A 14,019-nucleotide genomic window follows, 5' to 3' on the forward strand; every position below is an offset into this window, starting at 1 on the left:
TCCGCTTTACGACTCTAGGTTAGACAATTCGAGGCTCTGTTCCGAAACCATTAAGGTGCGGCCATGAAAACGGACATGGTAACAAGGGCCGCCCTCACTGTCGGGCAGCACCTTCTCAATTTCGCCAATATCACCCGGGGCGGCGACAATGTCACCTGCTATCGCTAGCGATAGTGTCGGCACCACCTTATCACGAAACTCAAATCGAGTCGGAACCCAGTCGGCTGTGGCTAGTTGTAGCTCCTGTTCACGACAACCCACCCGAATCTGTTCGTTTAGAAAATCGACCGAGTAGATAAGTTGATCTTGCAAAAAGGTACCGACATCACGCACATAGCCGATAGAGCCTCGTCGCACTAGCACCGCGCCGGTAGCGACGCCCGGATAGGTGCCATCATTGCGAACGGTTCGGATAACCCGTACTTCCGCACCGTAGTCATAGCGAGGTCGCATTGAACTCCCCCCGACCGAGGCGCTCTAACGGCACGGTAGCCGTCCCCTCGGCCATCTGAAACACCTTAAATACCTTTTCGGTCTGGGCATCGGAGTGGACAAAATCGTTATAGGCTTGCTGTAGTGCCTGACGGTAGAGCTGCCGCTGTTCTGTCTCGCCCTGCGGTAGCTCGGCTGCGGTAAGGTAGTTATGAAACCGCTGCAAAATATGGAGTCGGTTCACATGCACCACGCTGGCGCTATACTCAATCTCAAAGTAGTCCAGAAAATCTTCGGCACTACTTAACTCATCTAAATCGAACGCTAACTCACTCATCGGTGACTCTCCTATGCTCTATTAAAAAGGGTTAGGGTGGGGGCAGATTCTCAGCCGCTTTAGCAAACTGCTGCAACACTCCGGCACCTAGCCTGTCATCACTATCAAATAGCATCACGGTGGCAAAGCGCTGCTGCGCCGCTCGGTGTCGCCCAAGGCGCATCTCCAGATAGCCGGCCCCTTTGAGCGCCATGAGATAAAAACGGAGATCAGGGGTGACGCCACCCTGATAGTGCGCCACCCCATCGGCAGTGATAGTGTGCCAGTCGGTGGGCAGTCCGACCCGTTGGGCAAACTGTACCAAAGTTCGTTCGGCTATCTGTAGCGCCTCTTCGAGACGGTGCTGGTAGTAGTAGAAGCGGTAGAGGGCGACTAGCACTGACGGATGTTCTGGCTGCAACGAGTAGGCCCGTAGCAGCCTCTCTTCGGCACTCGGCTCGCCGTACTCCTCGGCCGCCTGTTCGAGACAGTGCGCCGCTTCGGCACTCATCGGCTCATCGAAGTAGAGGGTGTCGGCATCAAAATCTAACAGTTCCATTAGATCATCCGGGTATCGTGATAGTTAGCGCCACTCTCAGCGCCTAGCTGGCGGTAGAACTGTAGTAGCTCCTCCCGCTGCGGTGTCCGCTTATAAGAGGTGGCGTAGTGGCGCACCTGCTGTAGTAATGAGTTGGCCTGTTGAGAGTTTAAGAGTAGCCCTATATCGGCATAGGCCTGTACTACCGCGTGGGAGCCGGAGTGTTTGCCGAGCACGAACTGGTGCTGTCGCCCCATCTCCGCCGGATCGACCCCTTGGTAGTTGAGGCGATCTTTTAGTAACCCATCGACATGAATCCCCGACTCATGGGTAAAGACAGCGCTGCCGACTAGACTCTTCTGCCACCCCACTTCGCGCCCCGACGCGCTAGCAACCGCCTCGGAGAGGGGCTGAAATTTAGCCATATCGATACTCCTCGGCGGCTGATAGAAGCGGCGTAATCCGAAGATCACCTCTTCGAGCGCCGCATTACCGGCTCGCTCCCCTAAACCGTGGACGGTGGTGTTAATGTGGGTCGCCCCAGCTCGCACCGCCGCTAGCGTATTGGCGGTGGCCAGACCTAAATCGTCGTGGGCGTGCATCTCTAACTCTAGATCGCTACCGCTACGCAAGGTGGTTATCACCTCATAGAGGCCAAACGGCTCCATAATGCCCAGCGTGTCGGCAAAACGGAATCGACTCGCACCGGCTAACTGGGCGCTCTCAACCACCTGCTGTAGGAAGGAGCGATCGGCACGGCTCGCATCCTCCCCCCCGACACAGACAATGAGTCCCCTATCGACCGCCGTCGGCACAGCGTGTTCAATCTGCCGCAGTACCCAAGCGCGATCGCGGCCTAACTTCTTCTCAATCTGCTGATCTGAGATCGGAATCGAGAGATCGACCCGCTTCACGGCTAGATCGCGGCACAAGGCGATATCGTCGTGCCGCATTCGCGCCCAGACCATCAGCTCCGCCTGCTCTACCACGGTCGCTACCGCGTTAATCGACTCCCGCTCCTCTGGCCCCATCGCTGGAATACCGACCTCTAGCTCTGGGATACCGAGCTCATCTAATAGACGGGCGATAGTCAGCTTCTCTTGCAGATTAAAGGCGACCCCAGCGGACTGCTCTCCATCCCGCAAGGTGGTATCGTTAATCGTGACAGACATCGTGTTCATCTCTCTGTGGCGCTCAGGCGTAGGCTGGAGCGAACGCCTTCTCAGGATCGGCCACCGGTGCCTCTCCCTGCCAGTAGGGGGAGAGCTTGCGCAGCCTGGCCACAATTGGTGGAACCGCCTCAATGACTCGATCAATCTCCTCCTCAGTGGTATAGCGCGACAGCGAAAAGCGAATGGAGCCGTGGGCGGCGGTATAGGGGATATCCATCGCCCGCATCACATGCGAAGGCTCAAGAGAGCCGGAGGTACAGGCCGAGCCACTCGAGGCGGCAATCCCCTGTTTATTGAGTAGCAGTAAAATCGCCTCCCCCTCGATATATTCAAAGGCGATATTGCAGGTATTCGGCAGCCGATTACCAGGATCGCCGGTGACAAAGGCGTGGCTAACTTGGCTTAAAATCCCCTTTTCGAGCCTATCCCGTAGCGCTTTAACCTGCGTCTTCTCGATCTCCAATGCCGCTTTGGCCAGCTCACAGGCGGCCCCTAAGGCGACAATTGAGGCGCTATTTTCGGTACCGGCACGACGCCCCCGCTCCTGATGCCCCCCTCGTAACAGCGGCCGAAAACGGACGCCGCGACGCAGATAGAGCACCCCAATCCCCTTCGGGGCGTGGAGTTTGTGCCCCGATAGCGATAACATATCGATCTGGCTCTGCTGCAGATTAATCGGCACCTTACCGACCGCCTGTACAGCATCGGTATGAAACATCACCCCGGCTGAACGGGCTAACTCGGCCATCTCTTCGACTGGAAATAGGGTGCCGGTCTCATTATTGGCCCACATTACCGAGACGATCGCGACCTTATCGGAGAGTAGGTTCATATAGTCAGCCATATCGAGCCGCCCCCGACTATCGACCTTCAGATAGTGGACGGTATAACCCTCCTGTTCGGCCAGATAGTCACACAGCGATAGCACTGCCGGATGTTCGACCACGGTAGTGATGATCTCTTTACGATCTGGCTGAGCCTTTAACGCCGATAGAATCGCTGTGGAGTCGGACTCAGTCCCGCAGGAGGTGAAGATAATCTCCGACTCATGCTCCGCCCCGAGTAGCGCCTGCACCTGCTGCCGCGCCTTTTTTAAGGCCCGTCCTACCCTATCTCCAAACTGGTGCAGTGAGGAGGGGTTTCCAAACTGCTCACTAAAAAAGGGTAGCATCTGCTCCACCACCTGCGGATCAACCTTGGTGGTGGCGTTATTATCGAGATAGATCCCCTGCATCGTTAGGCTCCTACGGCTGCGCGACGCGCCAGCTCTTCAGCCGGCAACACCTGAATAAATTCGTTTAACCCCTCAGCCAGATGCTGCTGAATACCACCTAAAGTGGCCGAAGCCATCTGGCAACCACCACAGGCACCGAGCATTTTGACATAGATATATTTACCATCGACCTCCACTAACTCGACATCACCATGGTCACGACGCAGGTTAGGGCGAATCGCCTCTAACAGCTCCTCAATGCGCTTCATGCGTTGCAGATTGGTCAGACCCGACTTCGGCTTGGTGCGCTCATCTGCCACCGCATTAGGATCAAACGCAATTCCCTGTTCGGCGAGTACGGTGGTTAAAATATTCTCAATCCCCTCATGACAGGCCGAGCAGCCGCCGCCCGCCTTGGTGTAGTGGGTCACCTCTTCGACTGTACGCAGATTATTGGCGCGAATGGTGTCGGCAATCAGCACCTCATCGACGGCAAAACATTTGCAAACTAACGCCCCCTCTTCGTGATCGTCGTGCCACTCTTCGCCGCGATAGTTAGCGACAGCCGCCTGCAACGCCTCCCGCCCCATCACCGAACAGTGCATCTTCTCCGGAGGCAGACCATCTAGGTAGTCGGCAATATCCTGATTACTCACCTTAAGCGCCTGTTCGAGCGTCATCCCCTTAATAATCTCGGTCAGCGCTGAACTAGAGGCGATCGCCGAGCCGCAGCCGAAGGTCTGAAAACCGGCGTCAATAATCGTTTCGTTCGCAGGATCTACCTTTAGGGTCAAGCGCAGCGCATCCCCACACGAGAGTGAACCGACATCGCCGGTCGCATTAGCCCCCTCTACCGCCCCCGCATTACGCGGATTGAAGAAGTGCTCCTGAACCTTTTCTGAATAGTCCCACATTGCTACATACTCCTGCACACAGTTAAACCGATTAACGGATCGAATAGGGTGAATAGCTAACTCTAAGCAAAGGAGATGCCATAGTGAGTAGATATTTATCAAGTGGCTGTTTTGACGGCTATTAAACCGTCCCCTCTGCCTCAGTTGTCGCCTTTACACCAGCGCTGAGAGTGCGAGAGTGTTGCAAACGGCACAATAACGACTAGGCCATAAAATCGAAATATATTTTTTTTTGAAAAAGAGTTGCATTTGCAATTTTTCTGCTCTACTATCGGTATTAATGACATTGATTAACATTTGCGATTTGGAGAAACTCTGATGACACACGCCACCTGGATGAAAAAGTGCAAACGGGCTAGTGATATGACCTATGCGGTCGGCGCCTCACCGATCGGTGCCGGTATCGCTGTGAAGGGGATCACCGCGGCAGCTAAAGGGAGTGCCGTGCTCTCTGTTGGCACGCTACTGCTGCTGCTTCCGACCGCTCTATCTGCCGCTGTGGGGGTCTCCATTCAAGATATCTCACTCAGAACGCTGCGAGGAATCAATAATCCAGCTGACAATAAAGCTTAGTGCCGAGGGGGCGGCTACCCCTCATCACGACGCTCAACTAGCTCCGGATCAGCGGTGATCGGGCGGTAAATCTCCACCCGATCCCCCTCACTTAACGGGCTGTTAAGCCGAGTCACTTTGCCAAAAATCCCCACCTTCTGCTGCGCCAGATCGATATCGGGGAAACGGTCTAAAATCCCTGACAAGGTGATCGCCTGCTCCACGGTGCTGCCATCGGGCACCTCTAGCTTCACCCACATCTGCTTAAACTTATCGGCATAAGCGACCCCGACATTCATGCCCTCTCTCCTACTACCCTACCCGCTATCGCCATCGCCCGCTGTTGCAGTTTTCTATCGACCAGACGCTTTGCCGCTAGCAGCAACCCCATCACCATAAACCCCCCCGGCGGAAGAACGACCAGCAGAAAACCGCGATAGTCCTCAATAATCACCCACTCTAGCGCCGCCGCCCAGTCGCCTAACAGTAGCGCGGCGCTAGCAAATAGCGTCCCACTGCCGACTATCTCCCGCACGGCACCTAACAGCACCAGCACCAGCGTAAAGCCGAGCCCCATCATTAGGCCATCAAACATGGCCGGTACAATCCGATTACGAGAGGCGAATGACTCCGCCCGCCCTAAAATAGCGCAGTTAGTGACAATTAAGGGGATAAAGAGACCTAGCACTTTGTGCAGATCGTGCATCCAGGCATTCATGGTTAAATCGACCACGGTGACTAGCGCCGCAATAATCAGCACAAAGATCGGGATGCGTACCTGAGGGGTCACTAGCTCCCGAAACATAGCGATAATCAGCCCCGAAAGTACCATGACCACCGTTGAGGCAAGCCCGAGCCCCAGACCGTTAGAGGCGGTACTGGTCACCGCTAACAGTGGACAGAGCCCTAATGCCTGGGCAAAGACAATGTTGTTATCCCATAGCCCATCTCTGGCTAATTGACGATAGTTAGTCGAGCTCATGCGCTATCTCCTTACCACTCTCAGCCTGCTTACCCTCCCCCTCGCCCGTCTCACTCTCAGAGACTACCGCCACTGCCAAAATCGTTGCCTGATGACGAGCAAAGAGATCTAATCCTGCTTTAACGGCGGCAACCACCGCCCTTGGGGTAATCGTCGCACCGCTAAAGGAGTCGAACTGACCGCCATCTTTATCCACATGCCACTCCTTAACGGTCGTATTCGCCAAGGAACGCCCATCGAACGCCAAGATCCAATCATCTCGCGTCAGCTCGATCTTATCCCCCAAGCCGGGCGTCTCGGCGTGAGAGAGTACCCTCACCCCCAAAATGTCACCTTGGCGATTTAGTCCCATTAACAGACGAATATCGCCCGCATACCCCTGCCCAACCATCTCAAAAGCCACCGTGGTAACCTGCTGTTTTAGGACTCCCCGATAGAAGAGCACCCCCTCTTTAGTGGTGCTCTCATCGGTAATCGTCACCACGGTCTGTAGCGGATCATTATCATAGAGCTCAGGGGAGATCACCTGATTGAGTGACTGCTGCAGATCCTCCTGCTGCCGCAACACTATCGTCTCACGGGTAGCGACATTAGCCATCACCAAAATAGTCGTTGCCAAAGCGGCAAAACCGCCGAGTAGCATCGCTTGATAACCGATCCGCTGGCGATAGGCGGGCTGTTTAGGACTCGACACGGCTAGGACTCCTCTGGTGAACGGCGGTTCAAAGGCTGGCCATGCCGATCACGACCATAGATGCGCGGCTTAATATAGTGATCAATTAGCGGTGTGGCACCATTCATCAGCAGCACCGCAAAGGCGACCCCCTCAGGGTAACCGGCCCAAGTACGAATGACGAAGGTGAGTAGGCCACAGCCGGCACCAAAGAGAATTTGCCCAGTACGGGTCACGGGGGAGGTGACCAGATCGGTGGCAATAAAGAAGGCTCCTAACATCGTCGCCGCCGAGAGTAGATGGTAGAGCGGGCCGACATAGCGCTCCGAATCGATCCAGTGAAATAGCGCAGCCAAAATCAAGATAGTCAACAGCATCGCGACAGGAATATGCCAGCTAATGACTTTTTTATAGAGCAGCCACCCCCCTCCTAACAGCAGCAGCAGCGCAGAGCCTTCCCCCAGACTACCGGCACTATCGCCCCACGCCATTGAGCTAATAGAGGCGACACCGCTCTCTGCTTGAGAGAGCGGAATCTCCCGCCCTAGCTCAGTCTTAAGGTAGCCTAAAGTCGTTGCGCTACTGACCGCATCGTAGTGACCGACGCCGAAAAAGGTGATCTGTAACCCCTCCAAAAACCCCGGTGCCGAGGGGCTAAATAGCGGCATAGGGGCATAAAATTGGGTCATCTCCAGCGGAAAGGAGATAAGCAGCGCCACCCGAGCCACCATCGCCGGATTAAACAGATTTTGACCAATGCCACCAAAGAGCTGTTTAGCAATGACAATAGCTAACAGCGATCCGACCACCCCGATCCACCACGGTGCCCAAGGCGGCAGTGTCAATGCCAACAGCCAACCGGTAAGTAGCGCCGAGCCATCTAGCAGCGCCGGTTTAATCGGTTTAGCCGCTATCTTGAGTGACAACGCCTCAGCGACAATCGCCGCGATAATGGTCACCAAAAACAGAAATATCGCCGGCCAGCCGTAGTGCCACAACCCAAAAAGGGTCGCCGGTAGCAGCGCTAGGATCACCCAACCCATAGTCGCCGGAACGGAGCGGGCGCTATGGGTAAAAGGCCCAGCCGTGAGTGGTGCCATCATAAGAGAGCCTCCTCCGCCCGCTTCTTCGCCTCAGCTTCCCGTTTGCGTTTTAATAACTGCTCCCGTTTAGCCCGTTTAATCGCCTCCATTCGTGCGCTTCGCGCTTCGGCTAGCCGTTTGGTCTCCCCCTGCTGATGCTGCTGCCGCTGTCGAGCGGCCAGCTCCCCTTTAGCGTAGTTAAAGTGGTGTACCAGCGGAATGTGTGACGGGCAGGCCCAAGAGCAGCTACCACAACCGATGCAGTCGAGCAGCCCCAATTTGACCGAACTATCGAGATTACCGCTACGAATATGGGCCGCCATCTCCAACGGCACCAGACCGCAAGGACAGGCCTCGACGCAGCCCCCACAGCGAATACAGGGACGAGGGGTATCGGCACTCACCTCGCGAGAGGTCAACGCCAACACACCATTACTCCCCTTCACCAGCGGCACCCTAAGTGAAGGGATCGGCTGCCCCATCATCGGTCCACCACTAATGAGCTGTGCCGGCTGCTCCGATAGACCGCCACAGTAGTCGATTAGATCCTGTAACGGCGTACCAAGCGGCACCTCAAGATTTTTCGGCTGCCGCACCGCCCCACCACTGACAGTCACTAGGCGCGAAATGAGTGGCCGTCCGGCATAGAGCGCCTCATGCACCGCAAAAGCGGTAGCGACATTGTGCACCACCACCCCAATATCGGCAGTTAAGCCTCGCGCGGGGATCTCCTCGCCAGTTAATATCTGTAGCAGATGCTTCTCAGAGCCCATCGGATATTGAGTCGGAATAGAGACAATAGTGATCTCTGGCCACTGTGCCGCCGCCTGCTGCATCGCCACAGTCGCTTCGGGCTTATTGCGCTCAATCGCAATCGTAACCCGCTCGACCCCTAAAGCGTGAGCCATCAACCGAACGCCACTGATAACCGCCTCTGAGCGCTCCTGCATCAGCCGATCATCGCAAGTCAAGTAGGGTTCACACTCCGCGCCATTAATCACCAGCGTATGCAGCTGATAGCGTTGACGCAAATTGAGCTTAACCGCACTAGGAAAGGTCGCCCCCCCCATGCCGACAATGCCGGCGGCGGCCACCCGACCGGCCAGCTCTTTAGGGCTCAAAGCGAAGGGATCATCCAGAGGCTCAATAGCGGGGTGCCACGCCTCCTCGCCATCGGGCTGTAGTGTCACCGTCGTGACCAGCAGCCCAGAGGGATGGTGCGCCGGATAGCCCCCGACCCCCATCACCCGCCCCGAAGTAGGGGCGTGTACCGGTGCCGAGATCATCCCCTGACTACGAGCGATCATCTGCCCCTTTTTGACCCGCTCTCCGCGATGCACCATTGGCGTCGCCGCAGCACCGATATGTTGCTGTAGCGGAATATGGAGTAGCGGCGACAGCGGTAGCGACTCCACAGCGACCCCACTAGAGAGCTGTTTGCGCTCCTCAGGGTGGACTCCGCCACGAAGGGTAAACAGTTTTAACATCGACATTTTAGAACTCCAGGGCAGCCTCAGGCCGCTATCGGTTGAGGCCAGTACCAGGTCTGGAGCGTCGGTTTCAGCTCCCGCATCTCGATACACTCAGTCGGGCAGACATCAAAGCAGTTGCCGCAGCCGGTACAGGCATCAGAAAAGACCGCGTGCATCATCTTCGGCCCCCCCATAATCGCATCGGTCGGGCAGCGCTTAAAACATTTGGTACAGCCGACACAGAGGTGCTCATGAATAAAAGCGACGGTAGGGACTCTCTCCTCAACTTCAGAGAGATCGACACTCACCCCCAACTTCGCCGCTAGCGCCTCGACCAGCGCCCGGCCTCCCGGGGGGCAGAGAGTGACCGGTGCCTCCCCCGCCACCACCGCCGCCGCCGCCGGCGTACACCCCGGATAGCCACACTGGCCACACTGCGAGCCGGGCAACAGCTCCTCGACTTCGGCCTGTAACGGATTCCCCTCTACCGCCAGATATTTAGCGGCATAACCGAGCAGAGCGCCCATTAGCATCCCCATCAACAGCGTAATTCCAATTGCGGCAATCATAACGAGACTCTCCCTACGATTTAGATTAACTGATTAACTTAACCCGAAGTTAGACCGGCAAAGCCCATAAAGGCGAGCGACAGCAGCCCAGCCACCACATAGGCAATAGGTGCCCCCTGAAACAGCGCCGGCACGGCCGCTAAAGCCAACCGTTCACGCAGGCCGGCAAACATCACCAGCACCAGCGTAAAGCCGAGCGCTGAACCGAACCCATAGAGCAGACTAGCGACAAAGCCGTTCTGCTGCTGCACATTAAGCAGCGCCACCCCTAACACAGCGCAGTTTGTCGTAATGAGCGGTAAAAAGATCCCCAACACCTGATAGAGCGCTGGCGAGCTTTTCCGCACCACCATTTCGGTAAACTGCACCACCACGGCGATCACCAAAATGAAGCTCAAGATACGCAAAAAGCCGAGATCTAGCGGTTGCAAGATCCAGTGCTCCAACAGCCAGCTAGCCAAAGCGGCCAAGGTTAAAACAAATGTGGTCGCCAACCCCATCCCCAGCGCCGAGTCGAGCTTGCTTGAGACACCCATTAAGGGACACAACCCCAGAAATTTCACCAGCACCACATTATTGACTAGCGCGGTTGAGAGGATAATCAACATAAACTCCACGGTTTGATACTCCGATCGCCATTGACGCCCGCTAGGGCACAATAACCGTACCAATAGTCGTTTTATTTTTCAGCTCAACCACATAGAGAATGCCGCTTCGATGGCTGTGATACCATTGTCTGCTATACCACACACTCCGCGCCCCCCCTTGTCATGTTTGCAACAATCCCCCTCCCCCAGTGCAGAGCCACCGGTGTGAGGGTAATAAAAACTGTTCTTTGGTATAAGAATTGCTTAAAATAGCCCACCAGCAGAACCTTAGGAACCGTCGTTATGCAGTCGCACAAAACTCACTCCCCGCAGATGACTAACCGCTTTACCCCTCCCCTTCCCGACACACTCCCCGCTGAAGTCGTTGAGGCGATCGGGTTATCCGGTTACGGGGCACTGCTCCCCCAACTGCTCTTTATCGAAGCGGTTGAGCAGGCACCTATTGCGATATCCATTACCGATGCTAAGGCTAATATTATCTATGTAAACCAACAGTTTAAATTGGTAACGGGCTACTCACGCGAGGAGGTCATTGGCCACAATGAGTCGATCCTCTCCAGTCGCTCTACCCCCCAATCGATCTACCACGATCTATGGCGTACGATTCAGCAAAAACAGATCTGGCGCGGTAACCTAGTCAACGCCCGTAAAGATGGTGAGGAGTATCTAGCCGAACTGATTATCGCCCCGGTACTGCTCTCCTCGGGCGACATCGGCTACTTTCTCGGGATGCACCGCGATATCACCCAGCGCCACCAACTGGAACAGGAGCTCCAGTTTCAAAAACAGATGAGCGATGCCGTGCTCGACGCCGCGCCGATGGCAATGGCAGTACTCAATCAGCAGCGCCAGATAGTCCGCCATAACCACGCCTATCACCTACTCAGCATCGACTTTAACCAAAAGCCGGTCACCGATCTGTTAATTAACGCCATTGAACGGCAGACGCAGTCTCAATTCGCCGACATGGTTAAACAGCAGCAGGGGTTCAGCAACCTAGAGATTCGACTCGATCTAGCCAACCACCACTCGCCACGCTGGTTTAGCTGCTCTGGGGTCTCGATTACCCGTCTTAGTCAGCAGACCGCCAACTACTTCAAACAGTCCAGTAGCGATCACTGCTGCCTGCTCTTAATCGCCAACGATATCACCCATACCCGCCAGCGACTCCATCAAGCGCAACTCAATATGCTGCGCAACACCATGGCCGAGCAGCAGGTGATTCAGACCATGCGCGAGGGGCTATCGGGAGCTATCTACCAACTACAACTGCCGCTAAATATGTTGCGTGCGGCTATGGCGCTCCCAGAACATAGTGATGGCCAGTCGCTACAGCAGGCGATTATACAGGCGCTCCACCTTAGTGATCGGGCCATTATCAATCTACAACAGACCATGCCCGCACCGGTTAATGAGCAGCTAACCGCTATCGATCTAAACGAAACCATTCGTGAAATGCTACAGTTAGCGACTGAAGAGCTACTCGCTAACAGCGTTATCGTTGACTGGTTACCCGCCATGGTGCTGCCTCCCGTTAAGGGTCAGCGCAACTGTCTGCGCGGCCTATTTAAATATCTACTCGATAACGCCCTGCAGGCGGTCAAAGAGTCGGGACGCGACCACCGTGAGATCCGTCTGCAGACCCACGCCACTAACGACTCCATTACTGTCGAGGTGATCGATAACGGCAGCGGCATTTCGGAACGGGAACGGTTTCGTATCTTCGAGCCATTCTACTCCGGCTGGCGCCAGACCAAAGGCCATGCCGGCATGGGGCTGACCATGGCACAAGAGATTATGAACAACCACAACGGCTCCATTACCCTAGATGAGAACTTTATTGGCGGCTGCCGACTACAACTCACCTTTCCGATGAGCGATCTAGGGAGCTAACTATGGGGCCATACTCTGACGCTGAACCACTAAGCTCACGCCACCTTGAAGTTGAACTAGCCACCCTCTACGCCGTTAGTCAGACCTTAAGCCGTTCGCTCGATTTTCGGGAGACACTGCTAGAGGTGTTAAAAAATCTAAACGATATCGGCCAGCTCCACCACGGCATGATCACCCTCTTAGATGAAGAGAGCGGAGATCTACTAGTCACAGCGCTACACGAAGATCCAGGCGTTAACAGCTCGGTACGCTACCGCCGTGGCGAAGGGGTCTTAGGTACTATTCTCGAAAGCGGTGAGCCTCTCCTCATCGGCCGTATTGCCGATGATAACCGCTTTTTAGATCGTCTCGGCATCTATGAGCGCACCCTCCCCTTTATCGGCGTTCCCATCTACATCGGCGAGGAGGTTGCCGGCGTTCTCGCAGTACAGCCCGAGTCGTGTTACGCCGATTTGAGCAAGCATCAACGCTTTGTCGAGATGATCGCCAATCTCATTGGACAGAGTGTGCGCCTAGCCCGCCAAATCAGAGCCCAACAGCGAGCGCTAGAGAGTGAACGAGACTCACTGCGGCGCAAAGTACGCTCTGATCACAGCTTTGCCAATATGATTGGCCGCTCTCGCTCAATGCAGACTATCTTTGATCAAATTCGACAGGTCGCCAAATGGGATACCACCGTGCTCATTCGGGGGGAGTCGGGCACTGGCAAAGAGCTCATTGCCAATGCGATTCACTACAACTCCCAGCGCAGTAACGGCCCCTTTATCAAACTCAACTGTGCGGCACTACCCGATAATCTGCTCGAATCGGAGATATTTGGCCACGAAAAGGGGGCCTTCACCGGTGCGGTCTCTCAACGCAAGGGGCGCTTCGAACAGGCGCACGGCGGCACCCTCTTTTTAGATGAGATTGGCGAAATTTCCGCCGCTTTTCAGGCCAAACTATTACGAGTGCTGCAGGAGGGCGAGTTTGAGCGGGTCGGTGGAACTCGAACCCAAAAAGTCAATGTGCGCATTATTGCCGCTACGAACTGCGATCTCGAATCTGGCGTCAAAGAGGGTGATTTTCGCCAAGATCTCTACTACCGTCTCAATGTGATGCCGCTCCACCCCCCACCGCTACGGCAACGGATGGAGGATATTCCCGAACTCGCGCGTTTTTTAATCACCAAAATCGGCAAAAATCAGGGGCGCACGATTACAATCGACGACAAGGCGCTAGCGCTGCTGCTGCGCCACGACTGGCCCGGCAATGTGCGCGAGTTAGAGAACTGCCTAGAGCGAGCGGCAGTGATGAGTGATAACGGTCAAATCGACCCCCGTGCAGTACAGATGGCCGGCATCAATCCCGCCTCCCCCCTCTCCACAGCCGCCACGACTCCGGCGACTACCGCTATCGATCTGAGCGATCCGGAGTTAGATGAGCGGGAGCGAGTCATCGCCGCCCTAGAGCAGACCGGATGGGTTCAGGCCAAAGCGGCGCGGCTATTAGGGATGACCCCTAGGCAGATAGCCTACCGCATTCAGACGCTAAATATTGAAGTTAAGCAGTATTAATTCAGCTAGCTGCTCCCGACTCATCTTTGCTAGCTGTTCTGCGCTTA

The 14,019-nt window shown here is 55.5% G+C and carries 16 protein-coding genes; 3 read left to right on the forward strand and 13 right to left on the reverse strand.

The window, feature by feature from the left end; all coding sequences use genetic code 11:
• Positions 1-6: 6 nt before the first annotated feature.
• From D5085_16080 to nifU, 6 genes are read right to left on the reverse strand one after another with little or no spacing between them, the layout of a single operon-like run.
• On the reverse strand, positions 7-453 hold the full coding sequence (locus D5085_16080) for a nitrogen fixation protein NifZ (GenBank protein ID QEP44518.1): 447 nt from the start codon (positions 451-453) through the stop codon (positions 7-9).
• A complete protein-coding gene (locus tag D5085_16085; protein ID QEP44519.1) occupies positions 437-769 on the reverse strand; it encodes a nitrogen fixation protein NifW in 333 nt (110 codons plus the stop codon). Before D5085_16085 ends, D5085_16080 begins: the two co-directional genes overlap by 17 nt.
• Before the next feature lie 31 nt (positions 770-800).
• On the reverse strand, positions 801-1,307 hold the full coding sequence (locus tag D5085_16090) for a hypothetical protein (GenBank protein ID QEP44520.1): 507 nt from the start codon (positions 1,305-1,307) through the stop codon (positions 801-803).
• On the reverse strand, positions 1,307-2,467 hold the full coding sequence (gene nifV / locus D5085_16095) for a homocitrate synthase (GenBank protein ID QEP44521.1): 1,161 nt from the start codon (positions 2,465-2,467) through the stop codon (positions 1,307-1,309). Before nifV ends, D5085_16090 begins: the two co-directional genes overlap by 1 nt.
• Positions 2,468-2,480: 13 nt before the next feature.
• Positions 2,481-3,692, reverse strand: coding sequence for a cysteine desulfurase NifS (gene nifS, locus D5085_16100; GenBank protein QEP44522.1), 1,212 nt, complete (start codon positions 3,690-3,692; stop codon positions 2,481-2,483).
• 2 nt (positions 3,693-3,694) lie between these two features.
• The gene (nifU, locus tag D5085_16105) at positions 3,695-4,585 is read right to left on the reverse strand and encodes a Fe-S cluster assembly protein NifU (GenBank protein ID QEP44523.1); all 891 of its coding nucleotides are present in this window, start codon (positions 4,583-4,585) and stop codon (positions 3,695-3,697) included.
• A 318-nt stretch (positions 4,586-4,903) separates the two neighbouring features.
• On the opposite strand from nifU, the gene D5085_16110 reads away from it, so the two are divergent.
• A complete protein-coding gene (locus tag D5085_16110; protein ID QEP44524.1) occupies positions 4,904-5,158 on the forward strand; it encodes a hypothetical protein in 255 nt (84 codons plus the stop codon).
• A gap of 14 nt (positions 5,159-5,172) precedes the next feature.
• Here D5085_16110 and D5085_16115 read toward each other — a convergent pair whose 3' ends face one another.
• The 7 genes from D5085_16115 to rsxA are packed head-to-tail and all read right to left on the reverse strand — an operon-like array spanning position 5,173 to position 10,523.
• Positions 5,173-5,436 carry an RnfH family protein gene (locus D5085_16115; GenBank protein ID QEP44525.1) on the reverse strand — a complete coding sequence of 88 codons (264 nt, stop codon included), beginning with the start codon at positions 5,434-5,436 and terminating at the stop codon, positions 5,173-5,175.
• Entirely contained in the window at positions 5,433-6,119 is a 687-nt protein-coding gene (locus D5085_16120) for an electron transport complex subunit E (protein ID QEP44526.1), read from the reverse strand. The genes D5085_16115 and D5085_16120 overlap by 4 nt, the downstream gene beginning before the upstream one ends.
• Positions 6,106-6,762, reverse strand: coding sequence for an electron transport complex subunit RsxG (gene rsxG / locus D5085_16125; GenBank protein QEP45193.1), 657 nt, complete (start codon positions 6,760-6,762; stop codon positions 6,106-6,108). Before rsxG ends, D5085_16120 begins: the two co-directional genes overlap by 14 nt.
• A 53-nt stretch (positions 6,763-6,815) precedes the next feature.
• Complete coding sequence (locus D5085_16130) at positions 6,816-7,895, reverse strand: RnfABCDGE type electron transport complex subunit D (GenBank protein QEP44527.1); 1,080 nt, start codon at positions 7,893-7,895, stop codon at positions 6,816-6,818.
• Positions 7,892-9,361, reverse strand: a complete 1,470-nt coding sequence (gene rsxC / locus D5085_16135) for an electron transport complex subunit RsxC (protein ID QEP45194.1) — start codon at positions 9,359-9,361, stop codon at positions 7,892-7,894. Before rsxC ends, D5085_16130 begins: the two co-directional genes overlap by 4 nt.
• Positions 9,362-9,387: 26 nt before the next feature.
• A complete protein-coding gene (locus tag D5085_16140; GenBank protein ID QEP44528.1) occupies positions 9,388-9,915 on the reverse strand; it encodes an RnfABCDGE type electron transport complex subunit B in 528 nt (175 codons plus the stop codon).
• A 38-nt stretch (positions 9,916-9,953) separates the two neighbouring features.
• Positions 9,954-10,523 carry an electron transport complex subunit RsxA gene (gene rsxA / locus D5085_16145; protein QEP45195.1) on the reverse strand — a complete coding sequence of 190 codons (570 nt, stop codon included), beginning with the start codon at positions 10,521-10,523 and terminating at the stop codon, positions 9,954-9,956.
• Between the two features lie 282 nt (positions 10,524-10,805).
• On the opposite strand from rsxA, the gene nifL reads away from it, so the two are divergent.
• Together nifL and nifA are read left to right on the forward strand one after the other, a co-directional pair.
• Entirely contained in the window at positions 10,806-12,416 is a 1,611-nt protein-coding gene (gene nifL / locus D5085_16150; GenBank protein ID QEP44529.1) for a nitrogen fixation negative regulator NifL, read from the forward strand.
• Positions 12,417-12,418: 2 nt separating this feature from the next.
• Entirely contained in the window at positions 12,419-13,972 is a 1,554-nt protein-coding gene (gene nifA / locus D5085_16155) for a nif-specific transcriptional activator NifA (GenBank protein QEP44530.1), read from the forward strand.
• Positions 13,973-14,019 lie beyond the last annotated feature (47 nt).

It is taken from the genome of Ectothiorhodospiraceae bacterium BW-2 (assembly GCA_008375315.1).
Lineage (GTDB): Bacteria > Pseudomonadota > Gammaproteobacteria > Thiohalomonadales > Thiohalomonadaceae > BW-2.